This is a genomic window from Neobacillus driksii (assembly GCF_013409995.1).
In the GTDB taxonomy this organism is placed as follows: domain Bacteria; phylum Bacillota; class Bacilli; order Bacillales; family Cytobacillaceae; genus Neobacillus; species Neobacillus driksii.
This window is the reverse complement of record NZ_JACCBX010000021.1, coordinates 34,249-50,744: the sequence shown is the minus strand read 5'-3', so window position 1 is coordinate 50,744 and position 16,496 is coordinate 34,249. Positions and strand designations below refer to the sequence as shown.

At 38.7% G+C, this 16,496-nt stretch carries 18 protein-coding genes; 17 read left to right on the top strand and 1 reads right to left on the bottom strand.

Annotation, left to right across the window (positions count from 1 at the left end; translation table 11 throughout):
* The first annotated feature begins 61 nt into the window (after positions 1 to 61).
* The 8 genes from F4694_RS30065 (at position 62) to rsmI (ending at position 6,318) form a co-directional block, all read left to right on the top strand.
* On the top strand, positions 62 to 937 hold the full coding sequence (locus F4694_RS30065) for a carbohydrate ABC transporter permease (RefSeq protein WP_179603584.1): 876 nt from the start codon (positions 62 to 64) through the stop codon (positions 935 to 937).
* Between the two features lie 17 nt (positions 938 to 954).
* Positions 955 to 1,848 carry a carbohydrate ABC transporter permease gene (locus tag F4694_RS30060; RefSeq protein ID WP_179603583.1) on the top strand — a complete coding sequence of 298 codons (894 nt, stop codon included), beginning with the start codon at positions 955 to 957 and terminating at the stop codon, positions 1,846 to 1,848.
* A gap of 200 nt (positions 1,849 to 2,048) precedes the next feature.
* A complete protein-coding gene (locus F4694_RS30055; RefSeq protein ID WP_179603582.1) occupies positions 2,049 to 2,378 on the top strand; it encodes a cyclic-di-AMP receptor in 330 nt (109 codons plus the stop codon).
* Between the two features lie 30 nt (positions 2,379 to 2,408).
* Positions 2,409 to 3,416 carry a DNA polymerase III subunit delta' gene (holB, locus tag F4694_RS30050; RefSeq protein WP_179603581.1) on the top strand — a complete coding sequence of 336 codons (1,008 nt, stop codon included), beginning with the start codon at positions 2,409 to 2,411 and terminating at the stop codon, positions 3,414 to 3,416.
* Positions 3,409 to 4,236, top strand: a complete 828-nt coding sequence (locus F4694_RS30045; protein WP_179603580.1) for a PSP1 domain-containing protein — start codon at positions 3,409 to 3,411, stop codon at positions 4,234 to 4,236. Before holB ends, F4694_RS30045 begins: the two co-directional genes overlap by 8 nt.
* A 12-nt stretch (positions 4,237 to 4,248) precedes the next feature.
* Positions 4,249 to 4,620, top strand: coding sequence for a DNA replication initiation control protein YabA (gene yabA, locus F4694_RS30040; RefSeq protein ID WP_179603579.1), 372 nt, complete (start codon positions 4,249 to 4,251; stop codon positions 4,618 to 4,620).
* Between the two features lie 60 nt (positions 4,621 to 4,680).
* Positions 4,681 to 5,424 carry a tRNA1(Val) (adenine(37)-N6)-methyltransferase gene (locus F4694_RS30035; RefSeq protein WP_179603578.1) on the top strand — a complete coding sequence of 248 codons (744 nt, stop codon included), beginning with the start codon at positions 4,681 to 4,683 and terminating at the stop codon, positions 5,422 to 5,424.
* A 12-nt stretch (positions 5,425 to 5,436) separates the two neighbouring features.
* Positions 5,437 to 6,318 carry a 16S rRNA (cytidine(1402)-2'-O)-methyltransferase gene (rsmI, locus tag F4694_RS30030; protein WP_179603577.1) on the top strand — a complete coding sequence of 294 codons (882 nt, stop codon included), beginning with the start codon at positions 5,437 to 5,439 and terminating at the stop codon, positions 6,316 to 6,318.
* A gap of 42 nt (positions 6,319 to 6,360) precedes the next feature.
* Here rsmI and F4694_RS30025 read toward each other — a convergent pair whose 3' ends face one another.
* The gene (locus F4694_RS30025; protein WP_174524443.1) at positions 6,361 to 6,651 is read right to left on the bottom strand and encodes an AbrB/MazE/SpoVT family DNA-binding domain-containing protein; all 291 of its coding nucleotides are present in this window, start codon (positions 6,649 to 6,651) and stop codon (positions 6,361 to 6,363) included.
* Between the two features lie 476 nt (positions 6,652 to 7,127).
* Here F4694_RS30025 and metG point away from each other — a divergent pair, with 476 nt between their 5' ends.
* The 9 genes from metG (at position 7,128) to ispE (ending at position 16,451) form a co-directional block, all read left to right on the top strand.
* Positions 7,128 to 9,095 carry a methionine--tRNA ligase gene (metG, locus tag F4694_RS30020; protein ID WP_179603576.1) on the top strand — a complete coding sequence of 656 codons (1,968 nt, stop codon included), beginning with the start codon at positions 7,128 to 7,130 and terminating at the stop codon, positions 9,093 to 9,095.
* Positions 9,096 to 9,203: 108 nt separating this feature from the next.
* Positions 9,204 to 9,971 carry a TatD family hydrolase gene (locus tag F4694_RS30015; protein ID WP_179603575.1) on the top strand — a complete coding sequence of 256 codons (768 nt, stop codon included), beginning with the start codon at positions 9,204 to 9,206 and terminating at the stop codon, positions 9,969 to 9,971.
* A 237-nt stretch (positions 9,972 to 10,208) separates the two neighbouring features.
* Positions 10,209 to 11,387, top strand: a complete 1,179-nt coding sequence (locus F4694_RS30010; protein WP_179603574.1) for a G5 and 3D domain-containing protein — start codon at positions 10,209 to 10,211, stop codon at positions 11,385 to 11,387.
* Between the two features lie 201 nt (positions 11,388 to 11,588).
* Positions 11,589 to 12,149 carry a ribonuclease M5 gene (gene rnmV, locus F4694_RS30005; protein ID WP_179603573.1) on the top strand — a complete coding sequence of 187 codons (561 nt, stop codon included), beginning with the start codon at positions 11,589 to 11,591 and terminating at the stop codon, positions 12,147 to 12,149.
* Positions 12,142 to 13,020, top strand: a complete 879-nt coding sequence (gene rsmA, locus F4694_RS30000; protein ID WP_179603572.1) for a 16S rRNA (adenine(1518)-N(6)/adenine(1519)-N(6))-dimethyltransferase RsmA — start codon at positions 12,142 to 12,144, stop codon at positions 13,018 to 13,020. The genes rnmV and rsmA overlap by 8 nt, the downstream gene beginning before the upstream one ends.
* A gap of 704 nt (positions 13,021 to 13,724) precedes the next feature.
* The gene (gene yabG / locus F4694_RS29995; protein ID WP_179603571.1) at positions 13,725 to 14,609 is read left to right on the top strand and encodes a sporulation peptidase YabG; all 885 of its coding nucleotides are present in this window, start codon (positions 13,725 to 13,727) and stop codon (positions 14,607 to 14,609) included.
* A gap of 204 nt (positions 14,610 to 14,813) precedes the next feature.
* Positions 14,814 to 15,077, top strand: coding sequence for a biofilm formation stimulator Veg (gene veg, locus F4694_RS29990; protein WP_132097037.1), 264 nt, complete (start codon positions 14,814 to 14,816; stop codon positions 15,075 to 15,077).
* A 124-nt stretch (positions 15,078 to 15,201) separates the two neighbouring features.
* Entirely contained in the window at positions 15,202 to 15,387 is a 186-nt protein-coding gene (locus F4694_RS29985) for a small, acid-soluble spore protein, alpha/beta type (RefSeq protein WP_179603570.1), read from the top strand.
* A gap of 194 nt (positions 15,388 to 15,581) precedes the next feature.
* The gene (gene ispE, locus F4694_RS29980; RefSeq protein ID WP_179603569.1) at positions 15,582 to 16,451 is read left to right on the top strand and encodes a 4-(cytidine 5'-diphospho)-2-C-methyl-D-erythritol kinase; all 870 of its coding nucleotides are present in this window, start codon (positions 15,582 to 15,584) and stop codon (positions 16,449 to 16,451) included.
* Positions 16,452 to 16,496: the final 45 nt, after the last annotated feature.

The following is a 16,496-nucleotide window of genomic DNA, read 5'->3' as shown; positions in this document are numbered from 1 at the left end:
GTGGAGCGCAAATCAACAGCCTAGTTTAACACAGCCTTCCAAATAAGAAGGGAGTATAAACATGAAAAGTGTAATGTCAAACAAATGGGTAATCAGCCTTTACGTACTTCCATCGTTACTTCTTATTCTGCTATTAATCTATATCCCGATTGTCTTAACTGGATATTACGGTCTAATGGACTGGAACGGCATCGGTAAGATGAAATTCATCGGTTTAGAGAATTACATTGAATTAGCAAAGGACACAAAGTTTTGGCAAAGTGCATGGCATTCCCTTTTACTAGGTCTTTTTTCCACTTTAAGCTTGGTAGGTTATTTGATTTTATCGCTGATATTAGCGAGTAAGATCAAAGGTGCTAACTTTTTAAGAAAAATTTACTTAATCCCAATGTTATTATCTTCTGTCGCTATCGGACAGCTTTGGGCGAAAATTTTTGACCCTACGAACGGTATGCTTAACAGAATACTAGTGTTGATTGGCGTTGACAATCCTCCGCTATGGTTAGCGGATTCTAATATCGTATTATATGCGCTCTTCTTTCCAATCGTATGGCAATATGCAGGTTTCTATATCATTATTTTCTATGCAGCATTAAAAAATGTTCCGGAAGAATTGATTGAGGCTGCAAAAATTGATGGAGCCACTTCCATTCAAATTGCTTATAAAATTAAGGTTCCTTTAATCGCAGGTGTAATCAAAGTCATGGTCATCCTGGCGATTGTCGGTTCGTTAAAGTACTTTGACTTGATCTTCGTCTTAACTGGCGGCGGACCTAACGGAGCCTCTGAGGTTATGGCATCATACATGTATACAGAAGCGTTCAGTAAGTATAACTTCGGTTACGGAAGCGCTATTGGATTCGGTTTATTGGTCATTTGTATTGTTGCAACATGGGTAATTCAAAAGTTACTTAATACAAAAGATGTCGACTATTAAAAAGGGGAGTGAAAAGGATGAGTAGAGTTGCACTAGAAACACAAAAAACGACCCTATCAGCTTCTTATAAAACGAGTAAAACACTAGGAAACAAAATTGGATATGGAATTCTTTATTTTATCCTAGGAGTAATTGCAATCATACAGGTGTACCCGCTCATATGGTTATTCCTGTTCTCCTTAAAAACAAATCAGGAAGTTTTCGGGATGTCCCCGTTTGCGCTCCCGCAAGATCCACAGTGGGGCAACTACGCGAAGGCCTGGACAGCAGGTCATATCGATGTTTACTTCTTTAATAGTGTGTTGTACACGGTGGCTGCAGTTGTAATTACTGTTATCCTTGCCAGCTTTGTAACATTTGCTATTACGAGAATGGAATGGAAGTTAAGTGGATTGGTCCTAGGCTTGTTTATGGCTGGATATATGATCCCGCTTCATTCAACCTTAATACCATTATTTAATTTCTTTAAAACAGCAAATATGATTGATAATCCAATGTCCGTTATCTTATCGTATGTAGCATTTAACTTGCCGATTACGATTATGATTTTAACAGGATTTTACAAAACCATTCCACGGGAGATTGAAGAAGCAGCCGTTGTGGATGGCTGTTCGATCCACCGGATTTTCTTCCAAATTACACTTCCGATGACAGTACCAGTGCTTTCGACCACTGTCATCATCAACATGATTTATAACTGGAACGAATTCGTATTCGTTAATACATTCCTAAGCTCAGACAAATGGAAAACCATTACTGTTGGGGTAAACAACTTCGTAGGACAGTATTTGACGGATTGGGGCGCAATAGGTGCGACATTGATGATTAGTATTATCCCGGTATTAATAGCATACTTTATTTTAAGTGATCGTATTGTAGAAGGTATTGCAGCAGGATCTGTAAAAGGTTGATTGGTGTTGAGAAAAAAGCTGACTTAAAATGGGTCAGCTTTTTTGCATATAAGACATATAAGTTAATTTTGCTAGGCAGCCCATAATAAAATTTCAGACAACTTTCGAATACAACCTCTGTCGAATATCAATGTAACGAGGACAAATACCTGTTATAATATAGGAAAGATATATGAATGTTGACGAAGGGGTTGGTAGAGATGAAACTTATCATCGCTGTTGTTCAGGACCAGGATAGCAATCGGTTATCAAAAGCGCTGGTTGATAATAATTTTAGAGCGACAAAGCTTGCCACTACAGGCGGCTTTTTGAAATCTGGCAACACCACCTTTATGATTGGAACAGAAGATATTCGTGTAGATCGAGCCTTGCAAATCATAAAAGATAACTGTAGAGCTCGGGACCAATTAGTTGCACCAGTTTCCCCAATGGGAGGAAATGCAGACTCTTTTGTACCTTATCCAGTTGAAGTGGAAGTTGGCGGAGCCACAGTCTTTGTACTTCCAATCGAACAATTTATGCATTTTTAAATCTAACTTAAATCTAAGTGGGTGATGAACTTGGTAAAAACATGGGATCAACTAGAAGAGCTTCAGCCTGCCGTGCTAAAAATGTTAAAGAACAGTTTGTTGAAACAGCGAGTCGCCCACGCCTACTTACTTGAAGGAATCAGAGGGACTGGAAAAAAAGAAATTACCTTATTAATCACAAAAGCATTATTTTGTGATTCTTTAATAGAAGGATTTAAACCATGTGAGAACTGTCATAATTGCCGCCGTATTAATAGTGGTAATCACCCAGATGTCCATAAGGTTGAGCCTGATGGGTTATCGATTAAGAAACAACAGATTCAAGATCTCCAGGAGGAGTTCTCGAAAAAAGGTGTGGAATCGTCTAGAAAGGTTTATATGATTAGTGATGCTGATAAAATGAGTGTGAGTGCAGCAAATAGTTTGTTAAAGTTTCTAGAGGAACCCAACTCACAAACAACAGCCTTTCTATTATCAGAGCAGCCACAACAATTGCTGCCAACCATCCTTTCACGGTGCCAAATTTTATCATTTAAACCATTATCTCCATTAGCGATGATTAATCAACTGACTGAAAACGGCGTAAATCCAATGAAAGCGCCCTTATTAGCACAGCTGACAAATAACCTTGATGAGGCTTATGAATTAAATGTCGATGATTGGTTTGCACAAGCTCAAAAAATAGTGTTAAAATTATATGAGGTGTTGAGAAAAAATCCTTTAGAAGCAATGGTAACTCTTCAAGGAGATTGGTTCTCACACTTTAAAGAGAAAGAACAGATTAATCGTGGTTTAGATCTTTTACTTCTTATTTTTAAGGATTTATTATATATACAACTAGATAAACAGGAGCAAATCGTCTTTAAAGCTGAAAGTGAACGGTTAAGACAGTACGCTCTTGAAACATCCGGACGGCGGTTATCGGATCAAATGTCGGCTATTCTCGAGGCAAAAAGGAAGCTTGCGGCTAATATGAATCCGCAGCTAATGATGGAAGAGCTTGTGTTGAATTTGCAGGAGGGATCTTCATTTGTATGATGTTGTAGGAGTACGCTTTAAAAAAGCGGGTAAAATCTATTATTTTGATCCTGGAGACCTCTCAATTCAAAAGGACGACTTTGTAATTGTCGAAACGGTGCGCGGCGTAGAATATGGCAGGGCCGTGGTTCCACGTAAACAGGTTGAAGACCATGATGTCGTTTTACCTTTAAAAAAGGTAGTGAGAATTGCAGATCACAAGGATCGAATGATTGTTGAAGAAAATAAACAAGCTGCCCAGGAAGCATATGATGTTTGTAATGAAAAAGTAAATGGACATCAATTAGATATGAAACTAGTCGATGTTGAATATACATTTGACCGAAATAAAATAATTTTCTATTTTACTGCTGACGGAAGAGTAGATTTTCGTGAGCTAGTAAAAGATTTAGCGTCCATTTTTCGGACAAGAATCGAATTGCGCCAAATCGGTGTCAGGGACGAAGCAAAAATGCTTGGAGGAATTGGCCCATGTGGAAGGATGCTATGTTGTTCCACATTTTTAGGTGATTTTGATCCTGTGTCCATTAAGATGGCGAAGGACCAAAATCTCTCATTGAATCCTACTAAGATATCCGGTTTATGCGGTAGACTTATGTGCTGTCTAAAATATGAAAATGATGAATATGAAGCTGCTAAGGAACAACTTCCGGATTTGGGTGAAATGATTGAAACTCCTCAAGGTCGAGGAAAAGTGGTAGGATTAAATATATTAGAGCGGGTACTTCAGGTGGAACTAAAGGAACAGGATCGAGTTCTGGAGTATACATTGGACGAAATCATTAAAGAAGGTGCCTTGTCTATACAATCCACAGATTAAGAGGTGTGCGACGTGGATAAAAAAGAGATATTTGAATCAGTAAGTAATATGGAAACACAAATTGGCCATCTTTACCAACAGCTCGGGGAATTAAAGCAGCATTTAGCCGAAATACTAGAAGAGAATCACTATTTAAAGCTAGAAAACGAACATCTAAGACGCCGTTTAGATGTAACCACGGACAAAGAAAAAAAGGATGAGAAAGTTAAAAAAGGGACAACTTCTCGTGTATCTGCCGGAGATCGGACTTTAGATATCGGAGAAGGTTATGATAATCTTGCTCGTCTATACCAAGAAGGATTTCACATTTGTAATCTTCATTTTGGAAGCTTACGTAAGGAAGGCGATTGCTTATTTTGTCTCTCCTTTCTTAATAAGAAATAACATCAAGAGGTTGACACAGGTCAACCTTATTTTTTTACATAATATTTAGAGGTGTATAGGATGGTTATGTTAAAGGGTGATGAACGGCTGGATTACTTGCTTGCTGAGAATCTAAGGGTTATCCAAAGTCCGTCAGTTTTTGCTTTTTCGCTCGATGCGGTTTTACTCGCTCGATTTGTGTATGTCCCGATACAAAGAGGGAATATTATTGATCTTTGCAGTGGAAATGGTGTTATTCCATTATTTTTAAGCGCTCGTACAAAGGGGAATATTATCGGTGTAGAGATACAAGAACGTCTTTATGACATGGCAGTCAGAAGTATTGAATATAACAATCTTCAGGAACGCCTTCAGATGATTCATGGTGATATAAAAGAAATGCCAAAACAATTGGGGTATGGAAAATATGATGTAGTTACCTGCAATCCTCCCTATTTTCTAACACCATCAAAAGAAGAGATAAATCCGAATGAACATTTAGCGATTGCCCGTCATGAGATCCTGTGTACTCTTGAAGACGCTGTAAAGGCTTCAAGCCAATTGGTGAGACAGGGCGGGAAGGTGGCGTTTGTTCATCGTCCAGGAAGGCTGATGGATATCATTACGGTCATGCGGCAGTATCGCCTTGAACCGAAGCGCATTCAGTTTGTCTATCCAAAGCAGGGAAAAGAGGCAAATACATTACTAATTGAAGCGATCAAGGATGGTAGTCCTGATTTAAAAATACTCCCACCTTTATTTGTTTATAATGAACTGGGGGAATATACAGCAGAAGTCAGAAAGATTTTATATGGAGAAAAATAAGGGGTTGTTTAAATGTGGCAGCAAAAGAGCTTTGAAAATGAGGCGCAAAAAGGAATACTGTATCTTGTCCCAACACCAATTGGCAACCTTGAGGACATGAGCTTTCGTGCTGTAAGGATATTAAAGGAAGCAGATTTGATTGCAGCAGAGGATACAAGAAATACAAAGAAGTTATGCAATTACTTTGAAATTCAAACTCCAGTTGTCAGTTATCATGAACATAATAAAGAATCAAGCGGAGAAAAGCTTATCCATAAAATTAAGGAAGGGTTGAAAATTGCTTTGGTGAGTGATGCTGGTATGCCGGCTATTTCAGACCCAGGATATGAGCTTGTAGAGGCGGCGATAAGTGAGAAAGTAACGGTGGTGCCGTTACCAGGAGCTAATGCAGCACTGCCAGCATTAATTGCCTCAGGACTTACCTGTCAGCCCTTTTATTTTTATGGATTCTTAAACCGAAGTAAAAAGGAAAAGAGGACAGAGTTAGAGTGTTTAAAGAGGCAAACAGGAACTCTTGTTTTCTATGAGTCGCCTCATCGACTGAAGGAAACATTAACCGTAATGTATGAAATTCTCGGTAATCGTAAAGCGGCTATTTGTAGGGAATTAACCAAAAAATTCGAGGAATTTATAAGAGGAAACTTATCTGAGTTATTGGAGTGGGTACATCAGGATGAAATTCGCGGGGAATTTTGTTTGATTATTGAAGGTGCGGATGAAAATACACTAAAGGAAGAAGAAAGTTCCTGGTGGGAAACCTTGTCGATTGAAGAACATGTAAATCACTACATAAATGTAAAAGATATTTCGTCAAAAGAGGCAATTAAACAGACGGCGAAAGATCGCAGCATAAACAAACGTGAAGTATATCAGGCCTACCATATCGACCAATAATATAAAAAAGCTTCTCCTGATTTAGGAGAAGCTTCATTTATATTATTTTACTAATTCAAATTGGCTTTTGATCTCATTTACTAACTGTTCGGCACCTTCACGGCTAAGGATTAACTTTCCGCCAGCAAGTGCTAAGTTGTCATCAGAAACTTCACCAGTAACTTGGCAAGTCATATTAGGCTTGTATTTCTTTAAGATAATGCGCTCATCATCAACGTAGATTTCAAGTGCGTCTTTTTCAGCGATACCAAGTGTTCTTCTCAATTCGATAGGAATAACTACACGACCTAATTCATCAACTTTACGGACAATACCTGTAGATTTCATTTTAATAGCTCCTCTCGTATTTAACCTATTAATTTATTTCTCTATCAATTCGTCATTATTCGACATTATTTTTATAAATTTATGATACCAGCCATTCCCATTTCCGTCAATTATTTTATGGTGAAAAATAATGGCAAATATTATCATTTCATAGGAATGTTGATATATCAATCTATAATGAATGGTCATTCAGGTGAAAAGGGTTTTTAACATTATTGTTTTTTTAAAATTACATTCTTAACACCGTTGTAAAATTCGACAAAAAACTACAATAATCTTCTATTTTAATAATATAAGTTTCGACTGAGGTTCCATTTTTTTGGGGGGAGATAAGAAAAATGGTAAAATAAATCTAAAGCTTATTTTTAGGCTTTATTGCACATTTATTGATTTTTGGGTATATTTTGATGATATAAGAGGATGAAAAAAGGTAATAATGTTTTAATAGAAATGTCGATTGTTTACTACTAGGAGGGTATCAAATGCAAGAAAAATTAAAAACCTTTTATCTCACCACTCCGATTTATTATCCGAGCGGAAATTTACATATTGGCCATGCTTATACTACTGTAGCTGGAGATGCAATGGCACGCTATAAAAGGATGCGCGGATTTGATGTAATGTATTTAACAGGAACAGACGAGCACGGGCAAAAGATACAGCGCAAAGCGGAGGAAAAGGGGATATCCCCGCAGCAGTATGTGGATGAAATTGTTGATGGAATTAAGGATTTATGGAAAAAGCTTGATATTTCTTATGATGACTTTATTCGAACAACGGAAGAGAGACATAAGCAAGTTGTCGAAAAGATTTTTGCTAGACTACTTGAACAAGGGGATATCTACCTGGATAAGTATGAGGGATGGTATTGTACTCCGTGCGAGTCCTTTTATACAGACCGCCAGTTAGTTGAAGGAAATTGCCCTGATTGTGGCAGAGGCGTAGAGATAGTTAAAGAAGAATCCTACTTCTTTAAAATGAGTAAATATGTCGATCGATTGCTTCAATACTATGAAGAAAATCCAGAGTTTATCCAGCCGGAATCACGTAAAAATGAAATGATAAACAATTTTATCAAGCCTGGTTTAGAGGATTTAGCAGTTTCTAGAACGACCTTTGATTGGGGAGTAAAAGTACCTGGAAATCCGAAGCACGTCATTTATGTTTGGATTGACGCGTTATCAAACTACATCACAGCCCTTGGCTATGGAACAGATAATGATAGTAAATATTTAAATTACTGGCCTGCAGATGTTCACCTTGTTGGGAAAGAAATTGTTCGTTTCCATACGATTTATTGGCCGATCATGTTAATGGCTTTAGATCTGCCACTTCCTAAAAAGGTTTTTGCTCATGGCTGGCTTTTAATGAAAGACGGAAAAATGTCCAAATCAAAAGGAAATGTAGTGGATCCTGTTACATTAATTGACCGCTATGGTCTAGACGCCCTTCGTTATTATTTACTCCGAGAAGTGCCATTTGGTGCTGACGGGGTATTTACACCAGAGGGATTTGTTGAACGAATCAATTTCGATTTAGCTAATGACCTTGGCAACCTATTAAATCGAACAGTGGCAATGATTGAGAAATATTTCAATGGTGTTGTTCCTTCGTATACTGGTTCTACGGGTGAATTCGATGAAGCGTTACTTCAAATAAATCGTGAAACAGTCGCTAAATACGAGGAAGCAATGGAGAAAATGGAGTTTTCAGTGGCATTAACATCGATTTGGCAATTGGTAAGTCGTACCAATAAGTATATAGATGAAACACAGCCATGGACCTTGGCAAAATCAGAAGAACGAAAAGACGAACTGGCTAGTGTAATGGTACATTTAGCTGAATCTTTAAGAAGAACAGCTATTCTACTTCAGCCTTTCTTGACTGTGACACCTAGTGGTATTTTTCAACAACTTGGCATTCAGGATGAGGAACTTAAAACATGGGAGAGTCTAGCTTCCTTTGGTACTATTCCAAATGGAACAAAGGTCACAAAAGGAAATCCATTGTTCCCACGTCTTGAAATTGCAGACGAGGTTGAATTTATTCGTGGCAAAATGGGAGGTTCAACTCCTGTGGTGGAAGAAAAACAAGAAATTAAACAGGAAGAAAAACCGGAAGAAATTGCAGAAATTGCTATAGACGATTTTATGAAAATTGATTTAAGAGTAGCAGAAGTTATTCAAGCTGAACCAGTTAAAAAGGCAGATAAGCTTTTAAAGCTTCAATTGGATTTAGGCTATGAAAAGCGTCAAGTGGTCTCTGGAATTGCCCAATATTATAAGCCTGAGGAGCTAGTTGGCAGAAAAGTAATTTGTATTACAAACCTAAAGCCGGTGAAACTGCGTGGTGAATTATCACAAGGAATGATACTGGCTGGTTCGAAAGACGGCTCTTTATCGTTAGCCACAGTTGACCAAACATTACCGAACGGTTCGAAAGTAAAGTAGATTTTTGAATGGAAATGTTCCACGTGAAACAAATTTCGTGGCATTTCCATTTTTTCTTTATAGGTTCGACAGGAAATAGTGATGAAATTCAACAAAGGAGTTTGACTTATGCTATTTGACACGCATGTCCATTTAAATGCAGAACAATTTGAGGAAGACTTAGAAGAAGTAATCATAAGGGCTCAAGAGTCCGGAGTATCAAAAATGGTTTGTGTTGGTTTTGACAGACCAACTATAAAAAGGGCAATGGAGCTTGCTGAGAAATACGATTTTATTTACGCATGCGTTGGCTGGCACCCTGTTGATGCGATTGATATGACTGATGATGATTTGCTATGGATAGAAGAGCTTGCCTCTCATCCAAAAGTAGTAGCGATAGGGGAAATGGGGCTAGACTACCATTGGGACAAATCTCCAAAGGATATTCAAAAAGAGGTATTTCGAAAGCAAATTCAGTTGGCTAAAAGAGTCAAACTTCCAATCGTCATTCATAATCGGGAGGCAACCGCTGACATCGTAGAAATTCTACAGGAGGAGGGAGCAGCTGAAGTCGGGGGAATCATGCATTGCTTTAGTGGAAGTCCTGAGGTTGCAGTAGAATGTCTAAAAATGAATTTTTACATTTCACTTGGAGGTCCCGTTACATTTAAAAATGCCAAAAAACCCAAGGAAGTGGCAGCGGTGGTTCCAATAGAAAAACTGCTGATTGAGACCGATTGTCCGTATCTTGCTCCTCATCCGTATCGTGGAAAACGCAATGAACCAGGATATGTAAAGTTAGTTGCAGAGCAAATCGCTGAGATTAAAGGGATATCCTTTGAAGAAGTGGCAGTAATAACAACTGCTAACGCAAAAAAAATATTCGACATAAACTGATAGACAAGCGTGTCGAAGTATATAGAAGCTTGTCCGAATTTTTTACTATAACTTAAAGTTCTACACGTCTCCTTTTCCTCATAGGATAACCGTGTCGATAAGTTTCCCTTTGCAAATTTCCCAACTATATGCATAATAGGAAATACGTTCACAACAAATGCAAGGGTTGACAGCCGACAGCATGGTTCTCAATAATCTCTCCGAGAGAAGGAGGCGTTTTTCATCGTATTCAAAAACATGAAAAACCTGTTTTCCAAGTCTTTGAGTAGTAAAAGGTTGGCGATCGCTTTTGCTAGTTTTGTAGTTTTAGCAGCACTTCTTGGTTTTTCATACTATGAAGGATCTAAGTATACCGTTGCACTGACTCTTAACGGACAGCAAAAAGTAATAAAAACGCATGCCAATACAGTTAAGGAAGTATTCGCTCAACTGGAAATACCACTCAACTCAAAAGACTACTTGTCACCTTCGGCTAACGCCAAGGTGAAAGACAATCAAAACATTGTCTGGAAACAAGCAAAGCAGGTTCAAATTGTCCAAGACAACGAGAAAAAAACGATATGGACAACAGCAGGTACAGTCGCTGAGCTACTAAAAGAGCAACAAATTGTATTGAACGAACAGGATGAAATTTCTCCAAAACCGGAGGAAAAGATCAAAAGCAAGATGGATATTCGCATCAAATTAGCTCTTCATCTTACACTAGTTGACGGTGGGAAAGAGCAACAGGTATGGTCCACTTCGGCTACGGTCGCTGACTTTTTAACACAACAGGGTATTAAACTTAATGAATTTGACCGAGTTGAACCGTCATTATCAGAGACATTGCAAAAGGATGGCGTTATTAATGTCATTCGCGTAGAAAAAGTCACCGATGTAGTGGAAGAACCAATTCAATTTGCCGTTATCACCAAGAAGGATGAGGGCTTAGAAAAGGGAAAACAAGTAACTGTTACAGAAGGTAAACAGGGAATTGTTTCGAAAGAATATGAAGTCATCTTGGAAAATGGTAAAGAAGTTTCAAGAAAAATAATTGGTGAGCAGAAACTAAGAGAAAAACTCGATAAAGTTGTGGCTGTCGGAACGAAGGAATTAGATATTCAAGTTTCCCGTGGAGCAGAAACTGGTACTGAGTTTTATGTGAATACTACTGCCTATACGGCATATTGTAACGGCTGTTCAGGAAGAACAGCTACGGGATTTGATCTGCGTGCGAACCCAGGTGCAAAGGTAATTGCCGTTGACCCGCGAGTTATTCCATTAGGAACCAAGGTTTATGTGGAAGGGTACGGTTATGCTGTAGCAGCTGATACTGGCGGTGCCATAAAGGGGCACAAGATTGATGTTTTTTTCCCAACAAAGGCCGAGGCTTTCCGCTGGGGAGTCCGAAAGGTAAAGATTAAGATATTACAATAAGCTTGCCATTGCAGAGGTTTAATTTAGCCTCTGCATTTTGCTTTTTCTCTAATATTCTTTATACTTACATCATTGGATACATTAGGTTATTTATTAAATAATATGAATGCATTTGCTAATATAGACGATGGACATTACAAAAATGTTTCATTTATTTTTCAATTTATTTTATCTTTTTATCATTCATGTGCGGAGGAAATAATGAAGATTAAGGAATTCATTGTGGTGGAAGGAAAAGACGATACCACCACAATCAAACGAGCAGTTGACGCAGATACAATTGAAACCAATGGTTCTGCAATTAATGAAGATACCATTGAAAAAATAAAAAGAGCACAAGAAACAAGAGGGGTTATTATCTTTACAGATCCCGACTTTCCAGGTGAGAAAATCAGGAAAACAATCGCAGAAAAAGTACCGGGCGCAAAGCATGCCTTTTTACCAAAAGAAGTTGCTATTGCAAAAAACGGAAAAGGTCTTGGTGTGGAACATGCCCCTCTAGATGCCATAAGGAACGCGTTAAGAGACGCACAAACCATGTCAGAGACTATCCAAGAGCAAATTACACAAGAAGATTTAATTGTGGCAGGACTGATTGGTGGGACAGGTTCAAAGGAACGGAGGATCTTGTTGGGAAAATTTTTGAAAATCGGTTATACCAATGGGAAACAATTACATAAAAGGTTAATGATGTTCCAAATCAGCAAGAAGGAATTTGCAGATGCCCTTGCACTGGTCATACAGGAGGAAGAAAATGAATAAAGATATTGCTACCCCAATTCGAACACGAGCGATACTTGAAAAATACGGCTTTTCTTTTAAGAAAAGTCTGGGTCAGAACTTTTTAATAGATACCAATATCTTACATAGAATTGTTGATTTCGCCGATATGGGTGAAAATTCAGGTGCGATTGAAATAGGCCCCGGCATTGGAGCTCTGACAGAACAGCTTGCACGCAGGAGTAAAAAAGTTGTTGCATTTGAAATCGACCAAAGATTATTACCGATATTGGCGGACACACTTTCACCATATGAAAATGTAAAAGTGATACATAAAGATATACTGGAGGCAGATGTTCAGGAAGTCATAGATACAGAATTTACTCAGACCGATGATTTGATGGTTGTGGCGAATCTTCCTTATTACGTGACGACTCCGATTATTATGAAACTGTTGGAGGATCAAATCCCAATACGAGGTATCGTGTGTATGCTTCAAAAAGAGGTCGCAGATCGCATTTCAGCAAAACCGGGGACAAAGGAGTACGGGTCCCTTTCTATCGCTGTACAGTACTATACAAAGGCTGAGACGGTTATGATTGTTCCAAAAACAGTCTTCGTCCCGCAGCCAAATGTAGATTCTGCTGTCATTCGCTTAACAAGAAGGGAAGAACCAGCTGTTATCGTAAAGGATGAAAAGTTCTTTTTTCAAATTACACGGGCAAGTTTTGCCCAAAGAAGAAAAACGCTGCTAAATAATTTAACCAGCCAGCTCCCGGATGGAAAACAAAAGAAGGAAGAAATCATAGGTGCACTAAACGCAGCTGGTATTGAGCCGACAAGAAGAGGGGAAACACTATCTGTTGAGGAATTCGGCCGGTTAAGTGACGAATTGCTTACTTATTTCCAATAGACCTATTTGGTCTATTTTTTTTTGCGGCTTCCTGGACGGGTTGAATATGATCGTAAAGATAAGTCTTTTAATTGAGGGTTTTGAGGACAAATCATAAGATCTGTTAGGAGGATTAGTCTTTAATCGAGGGTCTTGAGGACAAATCGCAAGAGCTGTCAGGAGGATTAGTCTTTAATCGAGGGTCTTGAGGACAAATCGCAAAAGCTGTCAGGAGGATTAGTCTTCAATCGGGGGTCTTGAGGACAAATCGCAAGAGTCGTCAGGAAGATTAGTCCTCAATCGAAGGTGTTGAGAACTAATCGCAAGAGCTGTCAGGAGGATTAGTCCTCAAACGGGGGTCTTGAGGACAAATGACAAGAACTGTCAGGAGGATTAGTCCTCAAACGGGGTTCTTGAGGACAAATCGCAGGAGTTGTCAGGAGGATTAGTCCTCAAACGGGGTTCTTGAGGACTAATCGCAAAAGCTGCCAGGAGGATTAGTCCTTAATCGAGGATCTTGAGGACAAATCGAAAAAATGAACCCCTTATTCGAACAGCTCCCATAAACTATCTATCTGATTAGTACAAGAAGCAACAATATCTATAAAAGGATCCATCTTTTTTCTAAAGGTAGTCCATTCACATCATGGTGTGTAGTTGCATAGCCTATCACAGAGAAACTTTATTTGGAAGGCCTATACGCTGGTCTAATTGGAGTGACAGCAGTGAATATAAAGATGATGGATATTGTCGGCAGACGGTCCTATAACTGTGATATTCTATTCCGGGTTATTGATATTCAAACATTAAATGGCCAGAAATTTGTAATCCTATATGGTGAGGATATTCGTTTGATGGCAGATGCACCTTACGACGATTTAGTAGTGATTAACCCTAATGTAAGGTCAAAAATAGTACAGGAATATAAAACCCTTGAAGAGCAATCCTTCCGTTTATTTGCACAGGAAGTGGATTTACTAAAGCAAAGGCAGGATTATGAAGCGACCGGCGGTTATGTTCAGCCAGCCAATTATTTTCAAATGCCAGGAAGGGTTCTTCACTTGGATGGAGATCCTGATTACTTACAAAAGTGCATGACTTTATACGAAAAAATTGGTATTCCTGTCTATGGCATTCATTGTAACGAAAAGGAAATGCCAAATAAAATTGGCGGATTAATTGATCAATACCGTCCTGATATTTTAGTCATTACTGGCCATGATGCCTACTCAAAGTCGAAGGGAAAAATAACAGATATTAATGCATACCGCCACTCGAAGCATTTTGTCCAAACCGTTAAGGAAGCACGCAGAAAGATACCACACTTAGATCAACTCGTCATTTTTGCAGGGGCATGTCAGTCTCACTTTGAATCCTTGATACATGCAGGAGCAAATTTCGCTAGTTCCCCATCACGAATCAATATACATGCTTTAGACCCTGTTTATATCGTTGCAAAAATTAGCTTCACGCCATTTATGGAAAGTATCAATGTTTGGGATGTACTAAGAAACACACTTACAGGAGAAAAAGGACTGGGAGGCATTGAAACGAAAGGCGTCTTACGAACAGGAATGCCTTATAATCCTGTCCAGGAAGAAGAATCCTAAGCCTTTTGGAAAAAAATAAAGGCTTATTTTTTTATATGCACATAATCCGCCCTTGTTAAGGAAACTATAATGATTGTTGAAAATTAGGAGAAAAAGTAGAAGAAAACATATTGACAATCTTTTTGTCGGACTGATATAATTTTATGTTTTTATTTGACAGGGACTATGTCAGTGTGATATACTTTACACAGTGAGGTGGACCGAATGCCAAAAACCTTAGCCGATATTAAAAAGGCTCTTGATTCAAATTTAGGGAAAAGATTGTTGCTCAAGGCAAACGGAGGACGTAGAAAGACAATCGAACGATCAGGCGTATTAGCCGAAACGTACCCTTCGGTTTTTGTAATCGAGTTAGATCAAGAAGAGAATTCATTTGAACGAGTTTCATACAGCTATGCAGATGTACTTACTGAAACGGTTCAAATAACCTTCTACGAAGACGCAGCAGGAAACATAGCTTTAAGTTAGAATATAGGGCAATTTTTAGGGCAGAAAATCATCCGATTTTCTGCCTTTTGCTTTGCATAAAATAAAAAAGAATTTTAAATAACATACTAATAGTGCCGTGAGTGTTATAAAAGGGGTTGTTTAGATGGCAAGAAGAAGAGGAATCATGTCTAGCCAATTTAAAGAAGAACTTGCAAAAGACCTGGGCTTTTATGATGTCGTTCAAAAAGAGGGATGGGGCGGCATCCGGGCTAAGGACGCAGGCAACATGGTGAAAAGAGCCGTTGAATTGGCTTCCGAACAGCTGATGAAAAACAACAGGAATTCTTAAAATTAGGGCGGTAACAGCCACAATTTTAGTCAGGTATTAGCTTCTCAATATTTAAACAAAACAGGCACCACGGCGAGACCAGGGAGGATGAAAACCCTGGTCTTTAAATATTATTCATAGACTTTTTTTCCTATCAGTAGTTTTATGGTAAAATAGGAAAAAATATATGAACGATAGAAGTGTAGGTGTGCATATTGAAGCTTTTAGTAAAAGCACCGGCTAAAATTAATCTATCCCTGGATGTTTTATATAAGCGTCCGGATGGTTTTCATGAAGTTGAGATGATCATGACAACGATTGATTTGGCGGATCGTGTTGAACTAACATTATTAGAACAGGATAAAATACATATTCTCTCCCATAACCGATATGTTCCTGATGACCAAAGAAACTTGGCTTTTCAAGCAGCACAATTGTTAAAGGACCGCTATCAAGTAAAAAAAGGGGTCCAAATAACAATTGAAAAAACAATTCCTGTTGCGGCTGGACTGGCTGGGGGCAGCAGTGATGCCGCGGCAACCCTAAGGGGTCTAAATAAACTATGGGGACTCGGATTAACATTGGACGAATTAGCTGAGATTGGTTCAGAAATAGGCTCGGATGTATCATTTTGTGTGTATGGCGGCACGGCCTTGGCGAAGGGCAGAGGTGAAATGATTACAGACCTTCCAGCTCCGCCCACGTGCTGGGTCATTTTAGCAAAACCGTTTATTGGAGTCTCGACAGCGGAAGTTTATCGCCGGTTGGATTTAAATGGGATGAAGCACCCCGAAATTGACGAAATGGTAAAAGCAATAAAAAACAATGACTATCAAAGTGTATGTGAAAATGTCGGAAATGTCCTAGAAGATGTTACATTAAAACTTCATCCAGAGGTAGCGCAAATCAAGGAGCAAATGAAGCGTTTTGGTGCCGATGCCGTTTTGATGAGCGGAAGCGGACCAACTGTCTTTGGAATTGTCCAACATGATTCAAGAATGCACAGGATTTATAATGGGCTCAGAGGGTTTTGTGACCAAGTATTTGCTGTCCGGATGCTCGGTGAACGACATACCCTTGATTAAAAACGTACATTAATGATATCCTATTTATAGAATATTCGTCTTTTT